The organism is Nocardia sp. NPDC060249, from assembly GCF_042728755.1.
Lineage (GTDB): Bacteria > Actinomycetota > Actinomycetes > Mycobacteriales > Mycobacteriaceae > Nocardia.
The window spans coordinates 62,082-74,699 of the sequence record NZ_JBHXAQ010000014.1; the positions used below are offsets into that span (position 1 = coordinate 62,082).

Annotated in this window: 12 protein-coding genes; 5 read left to right on the plus strand and 7 right to left on the minus strand. The window is 67.5% G+C overall.

The features are described from left to right. Nucleotides 1-20: 20 nt before the first annotated feature. The 3 genes from ACFWFP_RS30625 to ACFWFP_RS30635 form a co-directional block, all read right to left on the minus strand. Nucleotides 21-542, minus strand: a complete 522-nt coding sequence (locus tag ACFWFP_RS30625; protein ID WP_379300831.1) for a bifunctional adenosylcobinamide kinase/adenosylcobinamide-phosphate guanylyltransferase — start codon at nt 540-542, stop codon at nt 21-23. 37 nt (nt 543-579) lie between these two features. Continuing rightward, nucleotides 580-1,557, minus strand: a complete 978-nt coding sequence (locus ACFWFP_RS30630; protein WP_379300833.1) for an alpha/beta hydrolase — start codon at nt 1,555-1,557, stop codon at nt 580-582. A 156-nt stretch (nt 1,558-1,713) separates the two neighbouring features. After that, nucleotides 1,714-2,667: a helix-turn-helix domain-containing protein gene (locus tag ACFWFP_RS30635; protein WP_379300835.1), complete on the minus strand. Its 954-nt coding sequence runs from the start codon at nt 2,665-2,667 to the stop codon at nt 1,714-1,716. Nucleotides 2,668-2,752: 85 nt separating this feature from the next. On the opposite strand from ACFWFP_RS30635, the gene ACFWFP_RS30640 reads away from it, so the two are divergent. Next, nucleotides 2,753-2,920, plus strand: a complete 168-nt coding sequence (locus ACFWFP_RS30640) for a hypothetical protein (RefSeq protein WP_379300837.1) — start codon at nt 2,753-2,755, stop codon at nt 2,918-2,920. Between the two features lie 58 nt (nt 2,921-2,978). Here the strand turns inward: ACFWFP_RS30640 and ACFWFP_RS30645 are convergent, their stop codons facing one another. Further along, nucleotides 2,979-3,578, minus strand: a complete 600-nt coding sequence (locus ACFWFP_RS30645; protein ID WP_379300926.1) for a DUF3043 domain-containing protein — start codon at nt 3,576-3,578, stop codon at nt 2,979-2,981. A 316-nt stretch (nt 3,579-3,894) separates the two neighbouring features. Here ACFWFP_RS30645 and ACFWFP_RS30650 point away from each other — a divergent pair, with 316 nt between their 5' ends. Both ACFWFP_RS30650 and ACFWFP_RS30655 read left to right on the plus strand, forming a co-directional pair. Then, on the plus strand, nt 3,895-4,251 hold the full coding sequence (locus ACFWFP_RS30650) for an iron-sulfur cluster assembly accessory protein (RefSeq protein WP_067459056.1): 357 nt from the start codon (nt 3,895-3,897) through the stop codon (nt 4,249-4,251). A gap of 392 nt (nt 4,252-4,643) precedes the next feature. After that, complete coding sequence (locus tag ACFWFP_RS30655; RefSeq protein ID WP_379300928.1) at nt 4,644-5,570, plus strand: carbohydrate kinase family protein; 927 nt, start codon at nt 4,644-4,646, stop codon at nt 5,568-5,570. A 56-nt stretch (nt 5,571-5,626) separates the two neighbouring features. On the opposite strand, the gene asnB is transcribed toward ACFWFP_RS30655, so the two are convergent. Beyond that, nucleotides 5,627-7,570 (minus strand): asparagine synthase (glutamine-hydrolyzing), encoded by a 1,944-nt coding sequence (gene asnB, locus ACFWFP_RS30660; RefSeq protein ID WP_379300930.1) that lies wholly within the window; start codon nt 7,568-7,570, stop codon nt 5,627-5,629. A gap of 482 nt (nt 7,571-8,052) precedes the next feature. On the opposite strand from asnB, the gene ACFWFP_RS30665 reads away from it, so the two are divergent. Together ACFWFP_RS30665 and ACFWFP_RS30670 are read left to right on the plus strand one after the other, a co-directional pair. Next, nucleotides 8,053-9,042, plus strand: coding sequence for a cytochrome c oxidase subunit II (locus tag ACFWFP_RS30665; RefSeq protein ID WP_379300932.1), 990 nt, complete (start codon nt 8,053-8,055; stop codon nt 9,040-9,042). 10 nt (nt 9,043-9,052) lie between these two features. Beyond that, nucleotides 9,053-9,469 carry a cytochrome c oxidase subunit 4 gene (locus tag ACFWFP_RS30670; RefSeq protein WP_101463622.1) on the plus strand — a complete coding sequence of 139 codons (417 nt, stop codon included), beginning with the start codon at nt 9,053-9,055 and terminating at the stop codon, nt 9,467-9,469. Between the two features lie 125 nt (nt 9,470-9,594). Here the strand turns inward: ACFWFP_RS30670 and ACFWFP_RS30675 are convergent, their stop codons facing one another. Together ACFWFP_RS30675 and ACFWFP_RS30680 are read right to left on the minus strand one after the other, a co-directional pair. Then, entirely contained in the window at nt 9,595-11,091 is a 1,497-nt protein-coding gene (locus ACFWFP_RS30675; protein WP_379300839.1) for an MFS transporter, read from the minus strand. Nucleotides 11,092-11,313: 222 nt separating this feature from the next. Continuing rightward, nucleotides 11,314-12,585, minus strand: a complete 1,272-nt coding sequence (locus tag ACFWFP_RS30680) for an FAD-binding oxidoreductase (protein ID WP_379300841.1) — start codon at nt 12,583-12,585, stop codon at nt 11,314-11,316. Nucleotides 12,586-12,618 lie beyond the last annotated feature (33 nt).

The following is a 12,618-nucleotide window of genomic DNA, read 5'->3' on the forward strand; positions in this document are numbered from 1 at the left end:
GCGGCGCCGACCGACCCGGCTCATTTCAATCGAACCGGCAGCCCGGCGACGATGAGATACGCCTCGTCGCACACCTGCGCGAGACGCTGGTTGAGCGTGCCGATCTCGTCGCGGAACAGTCGCCCCGAGCGGGTCGCGGGGATGACACCCATCCCGACCTCGGGAGAGACGATCACCAGCCGCTGCCGATACGCCGCGACGGCCGCGACGAGCTCGTCGCAGTCCGGGGCCACGGTGCCGCGCGGAGCATCCCACGCCCCGCGGGCATCGAGGCGGGCAGTGATCCAGGTGCCGATGTCATCGAGCAGTGTCGCCGGAGTCTCGGCGGCGAGAACCGTTGCGGGCTCGGTGTTCTCGACAGTGGTCCAGTGCGCGGGACGACGATCGCGGTGGACGGCGATCCGGTCGGCGAAGTCGAGATCGGCGGCGTCGAGAACAGCGGTAGCCAGATAGCGAACCGCGGGCGCGTCGGTCAGCAGGCCCTCGGCGAAGGCCGACTTGCCGGACCGCGCACCGCCGAGAACGAGGATGCGAGTGGACACCCGAGCACCGTAGCCGCCCAGTGATGTCGCGGGAACATCAGGCGGACAGAGCTTCCAGGATCATCGGGCGGGCGGTAGCGAGGGACTGTTGCCAGTACGGCCAGGTGTGGGTGCCGTTGGTGAAGTCGACGCGGGCGGGGATGCCGAGGGCGGCGGTGCGGTCGCGGAAGGTGCTCGCGGTGATCACGGCGAATGCCTCGATCCCCGCCGCGTTGATCGTGTTGCCGACGCCGCTCGGGAGGTCGAGGGGGCCGGGGACACCGTTGCCGCTGGTCACGTACAGCGGCAGACCGCGCAGCAGTTCGGCCTGGACGGTGGCGTCGTTGCGATTCCACGCGGGATCGCCCGCGGCGCCCCACATGTCATCGATGTTGAAGCGACCCTCATCCAGCATGGCCGCGCGCATCACCTGGTTCCACATCGGGGCCGCCGGGTTGAGGAACCCGGAGAACGATCCGGCGAACCGGAACTGGTCGCGATGGTGCGCGGCCAGTGTCATGGCGGCATTGCCACCCATGGAGACGCCGACGATGCCGTTGTTCGTGCGGGAGACGCCGTACCCGGCCAGGAAGTCGGGCAATTCGCGGGTGAGGAACGTTTCCCACTTGTAGGTGGTCGGTTGGCCGTTGGTGCTGCTCGGCCGGTACCAGTCGGTGTAGAAGCTGGAGTTGCCGCCGACCGGGAACACCAAAGTGACGTCGTCCCCGGCGAATTGGCGCAACGCGTCGGTGTCGGTGGTCCACTGGCTGTGGTCGGCGGGGGCGCGCAGACCGTCGAGCAGATACAGCGCGGAACTGCCGCCGCGCGCCGCCCACTGCACCTGGACCTTGATCGGACCCATGCTCGACGGGACGATCAGATCCTCGAAACCGCCCGCGGGCGTGCGCGTCACCGCTGCCGCGGTCGGCACGGCGACGGCCACGGACGGGCCGGCCGACGACACGACCACCGCCGCCGCGACGATGGTGAGAGCTCTGCTCAGCCGACGAAAACTACCCCACCCAGCATCAAACACCCTGCTAGCCGACCAGTTTGCGCCGATCGAGTCAAGCCGATTGTGCGGCTTCACAGCATCGCGGCAGTGCCGCGCCGCACCGCTCCAACTCGCCGACGCGGACCTCGGCACCGGTCGCTTCGCACAGCGGAATCCCGCGACGCAGTGAACGACGGCTCACCCGGTCGCGCCGAAGCGGCGGCGGTATTCGGTGGGAGCGAGGCCGACCTGTCGTTGGAAGTGGTGGCGCAAAAGGGCGCCGGAGCCGAAGCCGGACTCGTCGGCGATCCGCTCCAGGGCCATGTCGGTGGTTTCGAGCAGGTGCTTGGCGAACAGGACGCGCTGGGTGGTGAGCCATTTGACCGGGGTGGTGCCGGTCTCGGCGGCGAAGCGGCGGGCGAAGGTGCGGGTGGACATGCTGGAGCGGGCCGCGAGTTCGTCGACGGTGTGCGGCAGGGCGAGGTTCTCGGTGAGCCACGCCAGGGTGGTGGACAGGCCGATCGAACTGCACTCGGGGACCGGCTGCTCGATGAACTGGCGCTGGCCGCCGTCGCGCTGCGGCGGGACGACCATGCGGCGCGCGATGCCGTTGGCGGCGGCGGTGCCGATCTCGCGGCGGACCAGGTGCAGGCAGGCGTCGATGCCCGCGGCGGTGCCCGCGCTGGTGATCAGGTTGCCCTCGTCGACGAACAGGACGTCGGGGTCGACGGTCGCGTCGGGGAACATTGCGGCGAGCCTGTCGACATAACGCCAGTGGGTGGTGCACTTGCGGCCGTCGAGCAGACCGGCCGCGCCGACCAGGAAGGCGCCCGAGCAGACGGTGAGGACGGTCGCGCCCGCGTCGGCGGCCCCGCGCACCGCCTCGAGCACCCGGTCGTCGTACTGGTCGATCGGGGAGGCCGGGATGGCGACCAGGTCGGCCTTCGCGAGTTGGTCGAGACCGAACTCCGGGGTGACGGAGATGCCGGGAGTGGTGGAGCGCAGTGGTGTGCCCGGGTCGGCGCCGCAGACCCGGAAGTCGAAGCCGGGCAGGCCGTCCGCGGTGCGGTCCAGGCCGAAAACCTCACAGACGACACCGAATTCGAACATCGCGAGCCGGTCGCTGAGGACCACGGCAACCTTCGAGAGCATGCCTCATCGTAGCTGGCTGGATCTTTACGCACAATGACAGAACAGCCACTTTCGGCTGAAAATCATCGAGCGCAAAATTACTGCCATGCTTACTTTCCTGATCGTCCTCGCCGCCATCATCGGACTCGCCGTACTGATCGGTCGCGGCACCGCCGGATCCACCGGGATCGTCGACCGCGACGCCCAGCGCATGGACACCGAACTCAAGGCCATCGCGGGCTACGCCGACTACATCCGCCCGAGCCATCACTGAAAAGACGAATGCCGCCCCATCCGGAGGGATGAGACGGCATTCGGGAGTCCGGTCGAACTCAGACCGCGTCGCCGGGGCCTACCCGCGGCTTCGGGGCGCGCATCTTGCGGATCTGTGAGGCGCGAACGAAGGCGTACCAGCCGAGCTTGAAGCCGGTGTCGGTGGTGTCGGGGAACCGTTCGATCACCCGGTTGCTGACGATCTTGCCGAGGACGAAGCCCTCGATGATCATGAAGACCATCATCACCAGCATGGCCAGGGTGACGATGGTCTGCAGGCCGGGGGCCACGAACATCGACAGGATCAGCACCAGCGCCATCGGCATGAACAGGCCGACGAGGTTGCGGCGGGCGTCCACCAGGTCGCGCACATACGCGCGGACCGGGCCCTGATCGCGGGGCAGCAGGTACTTGTCCTCGCCGGCGAGCATGCGGGCACGGCGGTCCTGCACGGCGGCGCGGCGGTCGGCGGCGGCGGCCTTGCGGTCCTGTTTGGTGCCCTTGACGGCCTTGCGGCGCGCGCGGGCTTCCTTGGCGGTCAGCGGGGCGGGCGCGATCGGACCGCGCCGCTTGCCTTCTGCCTCACGCCTTTTCGGCGTCGGCCTGCCCTTACCGGGGGTGGTCGACGCGGTAGCGGCGGCCTGTTCGGGGTCGGACACCGACGGGTCGACGGACTCGTCGATGGTGCTGGACTCGTCACGACGAAACAATTTCACGTTCACCAGGCTATTCGATGATGCCGACCATCGGGAAATGCGGTCCGCTCAGCGGTGGGCCCGGTCTCATCCGGGGCCGCGCTGCGACACAGATCACGCCGTCACAGGGCGTACTGTGGGCACAAGCACCCAGGTGGCGTCTACTGGTTGCGCCGAGGGTGGCAAAATAGGAATAAGCAGTTGCTGCGACAGCGTTGAAATCAGTCGTGCGCTGTGCACCTGAGGTCCGTTGACGGGCTGAGTCGAACTAGGAGTGTCCATGACTGTGCAGAACGAGACCGCCACCGAGACCCACGGTGCGACGCTGACCGACGCTGCCGCCATCAAGGCGAAGGCGCTGCTCGACCAGGAGGGCCGCGACGATCTGGCCCTGCGGATCGCCGTGCAGCCCGGTGGCTGTGCCGGCCTGCGCTACCAGCTGTTCTTCGACGACCGCATCCTCGACGGTGACATCGTCGTCGAGTTCTCCGGCGTGAAGCTGGCCGTCGACCGCATGAGCGCCCCGTACATCGACGGCGCCTCGATCGACTTCGTCGACACCATCGAGAAGCAGGGCTTCACCATCGACAACCCCAACGCCACCGGCTCCTGCGCCTGCGGCGACAGCTTTAATTAGCGGCTGGCGCCGCGGGTTTTCGGCCTCGTCACCCCGAATCCGAGGGGCGATACTGCGCCTGCGGCGTTCCGTCTCGCCCCTCGGATCCGGGGCGGCCGAAAACGTGGTGGTTGCGTGGGGAGTGCGTAGGTGGTTGCCGAAGGCGCGGCGATTCACTCGTGAGGGTGGTCGTGGGGTCGGGAGATGTGTAGTTGCGGGGGAGTAGCGATTCACTCGCGGGGTGGTCGCTTTCGACGCGGTTGCGTTGAGGTGAACCACAGGGGTGTGGCGCTTGCTACCGTTGAAGTCCGGGATCTGGTGGTCCCGGGCTTTCTCTGTTTCCCCGTCTAGCGTCGAAGGGGCCCTGCCTCGTGTCTGTTGCCGTGTCCGCATCCATCGCCACCGACCACCTCATGCGCTTCCCCGGCCGGTTCGCCGATGCGCTGCTCGCCGATCAACTCGATCATGTGTCCTTGAGCTTTCTCGTCGACGATCTGCAGATCCGTCGCGGCGGAGTGGCGGGCAACATCGCCTACGCGATGGGTCTGCTGAAGCAGCGTCCGGTGCTCGTCGGTGCCGTGGGCGCCGACTTCGCCGAGTACCGCCAGTGGCTGGAGGCCAGCGGCGTCGACTGCTCGGCGGTGCACGTGTCCGCGACATCGCACACCGCCCGGTTCGTGTGCACCACCGATGAGACGATGGCGCAGATCGCGTCGTTCTACCCGGGTGCGATGAGCGAGGCGCGCGATATCGACATCGCCGCGATCGCCGCCGCCCACGATGTCGACCTGGTGCTGGTCGGGGCGAACGACCCTGACGCGATGGTCGCGCACACCCGCCAGGCCAAGGCACAGGGCATCGCCTACGCCGCCGACCCGTCCCAGCAGCTGGCCCGCCTCGACGGCGAGCAGGCCACCGAACTGGTCGACGGCGCCGCCTACCTGTTCACCAACAAGTACGAGTGGGCCCTGCTGCAGCAGAAGACCGGCCTGAGCGAAGCCGACATCACCGCCAAGGTCGGCATCCGGGTCACCACGCTGGGCTCCGAAGGTGTACTCGTCGTCGACGCCGACGGCACCGAGGTCCGCGTCGGCGTGGTGCCCGAGGTGGCCAAGGTCGACCCGACCGGTGTCGGCGACGGTTTCCGCGCCGGCTTCCTCACCGCCCACCGCGCCGGCCTGACCCTGGAACGCGCCGCCCAGCTCGGCTCCCTGATCGCCGTCCTCATCCTGGAGACCACCGGCACCCAGGAGTGGACCCTCAACACCGACGACGCCCTCGAGCGCCTCACCAAGGCCTACGGCACCGACGCCGCCGACGAGCTGGCCTTCCTGCTCTGACTTACGGAACACGAACGCCCCCTGGATCTTTCGAACCAGGGGGCGTTTTCCGTGGGTTACAGAGAGACGGGGTAGGTCGGTTCTTGGATTTCCGGCTTGATGCGGTCTTCGACGAAGATGCCGTGCCAGACCATGAAGACCAGGACGGTCCAGAGGCGGCGGCTGTGGTCGGAGACGCCTGCTTTGTGGTCGCGGAGCATCTGGAGGACGGCCGGCTTGTGCAGCAGGTGGCCGGTCTGGGACTCGGCGATCTGGGTTTCGGCCCAGTCGTAGAGTTCGGTGCCGCGCAGCCAGTGACGCAACGGGACCGGGAAGCCGAGCTTGGCGCGATGGAGGACGTGGTCGGGGACGATGCCGTCCAGGGCCTGGCGCAGCGCGTACTTCGAAGTTTCCCTGGTGATCTTCTGGTCGAACGGGATGCCCTCGGCGACGCGCATGACCTCGTTGTCCAGGAACGGCACGCGCAGTTCGAGGGAGTTGGCCATGGTCATCTTGTCGGCCTTGACCAGGATGTCGCCGCGCAGCCAGGTGAACAGGTCGAGATGCTGCATGCGCGCGACCGGGTCCCAGCCCGCGGACTGCGCGTAGATCGGCGCGGTGACGTCCTGGTGGGTCCACTCGGGACGGAAGTCGCGCAGGACCGCGCGCAGCTGGGCGTCGTTGAAGCTGCGGGCGTTGCCGTAGTAGCGGTCTTCGAGGCGCAGGGAGCCGCGCTGCAGCAGCGACTTGCCGCGCTTACCGTCGGGGATCTTGTCACCGAGCTTGCCGAGCAGCTTGCGCGCACCGGCGGGCAGGTATTCGAAAGGCTTGAGCGACAACGGTTCCCGGTAGATCGTGTAGCCGCCGAAGAGCTCGTCGGCCCCTTCGCCGGAGAGCACGACCTTGACGTGCTTGCGGGCTTCCTTGGCCACGAAGTACAGCGGGACGAGGGCCGGGTCGGCGACCGGATCGTCGAGGTACCAGACGATCTCGGGGATCGCGGCGGCGAATTCGGCGGGGGAGACCACCTTGACGATGTGGCGGGCGCCGATCAGCTCGGCGCTCTCGGCGGCGACGTCGACCTCGGAGTACCCCTCGCGCTCGAACCCGGTGGTGAAGGTGATCAGCTTCGGGTTGTGGCGCATGGCCAGCGCGGCGATGGCGGTGGAGTCGATGCCGCCCGACAGGAACGAACCGACGGTGACATCGGCGCGCATGTGCTTGGCGACCGAGTCCTCCAGCGCCGCGGCGATCTCGGCGTAGCGGGCCTTCTCCGAGCCCGCCACGAACGGGCGAACCCGGAAGTCGGGGCGGAAGTAGCGGGTCGTGACCGGCTCCTGGCCGACCTTCACCGTGGCGTAGTTGCCGGACTCGAGGCGGCGGATGTTCTGGTGCAGCGACTCGGGCTCGGGCACGTACTGCAGCACCGTGTAGTGCTCGAGCGCGCGCGGGTCCAGCTCGTCGGACAGCTCCAGCGGGCTCAGCAGTTCGAGCAGGCTCTTCTTCTCGCTGGCGAAGGCGGTGCCCCCGGGGCCGGTCGCGATGAACAGCGGCTTGATGCCGAACGGATCGCGCGCCAGGAACAGTTCCGAGGTCTCGGTGTCCCAGATCGCGAAGGCGAACATGCCGCGCAGCTTGCGCACGGCTTCGGGGCCCCAGAAGTGGAAGGCGGCCACGATGGCCTCGCCGTCACCGTCGGTGGCGAAGATCTTGCCCTCGCCGAACTCGGCGCCGTGCTCGGCCGCCAGTTGTTCGCGCAGCTCGAGGTAGTTGTAGATCTCGCCGTTGAAGGTCATCGCGTAGCGCTGCGGGTTGTCCGCCGGGCCCCAGCGCAGCGGCTGGTGCGAGTGCTCGATATCGATGATGGACAGGCGGTTGAACCCGAAGATCATGTGATCGTCGTGCCAGGTGCCCTTCTCGTCCGGGCCACGATGCCGCTGGCAGTGCAGCGCGTCGTACACCTGATCGACCACCGCGGTCGTCGCCGTATCAGCTGTCAGGAATCCGAGCAGTCCGCACACGGTGTCGACAACCTTCTCTCGTTCGATGATGGGGTGGCCACACACGGGCCCAAACGCTGTGTCCGAGTATGCCGCACACCTGCCCGACACGCCGCGCTCGCCCGCTCGCGCGAGGGACACAGCGACCGGCCGATGATCAAACCGCAGGTCGCGATGATCGGTGCGGTCACGGCGGAGTGTCGAAAGTGACCCCGCGACAAGACAGTGCCCGCTTTGGTCTACGCTGCGTAGTACTCAGGTCCTTCTCAGGTGTGCAGGCGTCACAGCGGCGATACTTCGAGAGGCCTGAAACTGCTTTGAAGAGGTGTCGGAACGGGCGAATCGCCGCCCGGACGACGCAATGTGTCGGAATGTGTGGCGACCAGGAAGGCGTGAGCGTGGCGCACAAGGCGAGCGAAGAGATCGGGGCACGACCCGAGAAGGGCCGGCAGGGCCGGGTCCTTCGGCGGGCCGGGCTGGCGGTGTCCTTGGGGATCACCGCGATGCTCGTCTCGGGCTGCTCGATCGACAATGTTTGGCTCCGGTTCGGCTGGCCGTCGGGTATCACCCCGCAGGCCACCCGGATGCGTGAGCTGTGGACCTGGTCGGTGCTGGCCGCGCTCGCCATGGGCGTGCTGGTCTGGGGTCTGACCTTCTGGACGGTCATCTTCCACCGCAAGCGCAAGAACTCCCCGGAGTTCCCGCGCCAGACCGGCTACAACGTGTCGCTCGAGCTGACCTACACGGCGATCCCGTTCGTGATCATCGCGGTGCTGTTCTACTTCACCGTGGTCGTGCAGAACTACGTGCACGAGAAGACCGACAACCCGGATGTCACCGTCGACGTGACCGCCTTCCAGTGGAACTGGAAGTTCGGCTACCGCAACATCAACAACGTCGGCGGGCTCACCTGGAACGGCATCGACACGGAGAAGGAGCTGCTGAACGAAGAGCAGCTCGCCGAATACCGTGAGCTGAAGAACGACAAGGGTCACCCGCAGCCGGGCCCCCTGCACGGCAAGCCGGCCAACGACATCCTCTCGTACCTGCACTACGACAAGGTCGAGACCTTCGGCTCCAGCGAAGAGATTCCGGTCCTGGTGCTGCCGACCGGTAAGCGCATCGAGTTCCAGCTCGCCGCCGCCGACGTGATCCACGCCTTCTGGGTGCCGGAGTTCATGTTCAAGCGCGACGTGATGCCGAACCCGAAGGAAAACCAGTCCGACAACGTCTTCCAGATCTCCGAGATCGAGAAGGAAGGCGCGTTCGTCGGCCGCTGCGCCGAGATGTGCGGCACCTACCACTCGATGATGAACTTCGAGGTCCGCGCGGTTTCGCCGGAGAAGTACGCCAAGTACATGCAGGCGCGCATCGACGGCAAGACCAACGGTGAGGCGCTGGCATCGATCGGCGAGTCGCCGGTGGCCACCTCCACGTACCCCTTCAACACCAAGCGTGATGCCAAGAGCGCTTCGGTGAACGAGAGCAAGTGAGGATTCTGATATGAGGATCGAAGCGCGGATCTTCGAACTGCTCACGGCGTTCTTCATCCTGGTGGGCATCGTCTACGGCTTCTTCACCGCCCAGTCGCGCACCGGTATCGAGTGGGCGGGCACCACCGCGATCGTGCTGACCGCGGGCCTGTCGCTGATCATCGGCACCTACTTCCGGTTCGTCGCGCGGCGCATCGACCTGCGTCCCGAGGACTACGAAGAGGCCGAGATCGTCGACGGCGCCGGTGACCTGGGCTTCTTCTCGCCCGGTAGCTTCTGGCCCATCCTGCTCGCGGCTGCCGGTTCGGTGACCGCGCTGGGCCTGGCGTTCTTCCAGTTCTGGCTGATCGGCCTCGGCGTGGTGCTCGTGCTCGCCGCCGCCGCCGGCCTGGTCTTCGAGTACTACCTGGGTGCCGAGAAGCACTGATCCACCAGAACACGGTCGTCGCGACGCCCTCGTAGTCGAGGGAATCGCGGCGGCCGTTGTCGTTGTCCCGAAAAACGACCGAGCCGGCCGTGCGACCGCACGACCGGCTCGGGGCATCGAATGCCTCAGTGCGCGAACACCAGTCCTTCCTCCTCCGGCCCTTCCACCTTGCGCGGACCGGACAGTTGCACGATCCGGCGCGGCAGCGCCGCGGCGACCACCGCGCCGATGAGGGCGGTCGCGCCACCGATCAGGAAGGCGATCGTGAAGCCGCGGTCCAGATAGAACACCGCGCCCTGCGTCATCTCCGGCGGGATCGGCGCGATGTAGGAGTTGTTCATGATCGTGAACGCGATGACCGGCAGGACGGCGGGGAACACGCTCTGCGAGACGCCGACGATGCTCGCGGTGCCCGCCTGCAACTGCGGCGGCACCGCCTCGATCAGCAGATTCGGGATGGCGGCGTAGGCCATGCCCATGCCGGTGCCGAAGATGCCCGCGAACACGATCAGCAGCGGCTTGCTGTCGTGCACGGCGGCGGTCAGCACGAATCCGGCGGCCATCAGCAGCATGCCGCAGGTCATCAGGATGCGGGGGCGGACATCGCGGCGGCCGACGAGCACGCCGACGAGCACACCGCCGACCACCACCATCAGCCCCACCGGCGCCTGGAAGATCGCGAAACCCTCCGCGGTGACGCCGAATCCGTAGTCGAGCCCGAACACGGCGGGCGTCATGGCCAGCATCGGCAGCAGGATGGTGAACAGCCCGCTGGCGCCGTAGCAGAGTCCGGCGCCGATGGTGGTCAGCAGCACCGAGCGACGGCCGAGCACGTCGAGGTCGATCAGCGGTTCCCGGATCATTCGCGCGCTCACCAGCCACGCCAGCAGCAGCACCACGCCACCGGCGAGGTAGGCCATGGTCGTGCTGTCACGCCACCCCCAGGTCGGCCCGAAGCTGACCGCGACGAGGATGCCGGCGATGCCGCCGCCGAGCAGAATCGCCCCGAGCGGATCGATCCGTGAGCGCAGCCGCACCGACGATTCGGCCGTCGTGAAAAAGATCAGCGCGCCCAGCACGGCGAGACCGATGACGAAGAACCAGAAGATGCTGCGGAACCCGTGGTTGTCGATCAGCCACCCGGTGAGGAACGGCGCGGGGATCGCGATCAATCCCATGCCGCTGGTCGCGATGCTCACCGCCAGCGCGATCGTCTTCGCCGGGAACACGTCCCGGATCAGCGAATAGCTCAGGAACAGACAGGGAATGAGCAGGCCGGTCAGCGCGCGGCCCGCGATCAGGACCGCGTAGCTGCCCGCGACCGCCGACAGCAGCGATCCCGCCGCTGCCACGGCCACACAACCGAGGAGGGCTTTGCGCTTGCCGTACATGTCCGCCAGCTTGCCGATCAGCGGCGCGGTGACGGCGCCGACCAGCAGAAACGACGTCAGCAGCCAGGCACCCTGGGTGGTTCGGTAGTGCGCGGCGATCGACGGCAGGGCCGTCGAGATCATCATGTAGCTCACCGCGAGCATCTCCAGCAGGAGCACGATCGAGGCGAGCGAGAAGATCAGGCGTGGGGTCCAGCGGTCTGCGCCGGGTGCCGGAGTGGGAGCGACCATCAGAGGTCCTTTCGAGGATGGGGCCCGCATTCGACGAACGATCGAAATGCGTAACCGACATCACACTTTCTCCGGGTGAGCCGTAGAGCCGACTATCCCATCCACTGGGAGATGGATATGCCCGATAGTCGGATGGCCGCTGTCGAACCCGACATGACCAGCGGGTTCGGCGTGTAACACAGTGCGTGCAGACGCGCAGCCGGGCGTAACGCCGAACCCTCCTCAGACGCTGTAGCGCAGGCCCTGCTCCGAGCGGCAGATGTCGTCGATGCCGGCGACGATCTCGCGCAGCTGCTCCGAGGGCAGGGCCGACGGGCGCAGGCGGCAGGTGAAGGTGATCAGGCCGTAGTCGGCGGGCGTGAGGCCGCGGGCGGCGGCTTCGGCGCGCAGGTACTCCGAGCGCACGCCGTAGGTCATCGCGGAGATGACGGTGAAGCAGCCCGAGCGTTCGCGGTGCGCCGAGAACAGGTCGTGCAGGCCGTAGAAGACCGAACCGTAGTTGGCCAGCGGGGCGAACACGCCGACGCGGTAGGCGGGACCGCGCTCGGAGGAATTGATGACGGTGTCGGCCAGGTACTCGGCGTCGCGCATGGTGAGGACCTTCGGCGCGAACATCAGCGCGCCCGCTGCCGCGTTGCGCACCGGCATGCCCGCGCGCCCGCCCGCGGCGGAAGCGATGGCGCCCAACGACTTGCGGGTCCGCGTGCCGACCTCACGCCGGGCCCGCAGGCCGCGAGTGGGGGCGGTGGGGTACAGGCTCGACCACTGGCCGAAACGGACGGCGCCGAGGGTCACCTGGCCGGTGCCGACCGGGCGCGCCACCTTCAGCGGGGCGGTGTCGACCCAGCGGCCGACCTGTAGGGCCGCGCTGCCGGGGTTGGTGATCTCGTTGGTCGCGTGCTCGACGAAGGAGTCGAAGTCGAGGAACCGGTCGGCGTCGGTGGTGAGCATGGTGTGGTCTTTGTCGACCTCGACCACGTCCAGGGTGAGGGCGGTGATGATGCCCGCGCGACCGCCCGCGCCGAGGATGCGGTGGAACCGCTCGGTGTGGTGACCGCGCCCGCAGGTGCCGATCCGGCCGTCGGGGTCGACGTATTCGAGGTCGACGATCTGGTCGATGAACATGCCGTAGCGGTGCGAGGCGGTGCTCACCCCGCCGACGGAGGCGAAGCCGCCCGCGGTGATGTCGCGATGATCGCCGACCACCGGTAGGCCGAGACCGTGCGCGCCGAGGCGGCGGTCGATCTCGGACAGCTTCGCGCCCGCCTGCACGCGCACGGTGCGCCGGCCCAGGTTGATGTCGAGGACCGAGTTCATCTTGCGCAGCGAGAGCGCCCCGCGCTGATCGGTCAGACCATAGGACTCTTCGGTCTGTTCACCGCCGCGCACCGTCAACCGTTCCGACCGACCGCGCGAATCACGCACAGTGCGAACGACATCCGCCGTATCGGTGGGGAGATATTCTTCGGAGATGACGGTATGCGGCGTGCCCATGACCGCATAGCTAACCACAGGTGGGCGGTTCGT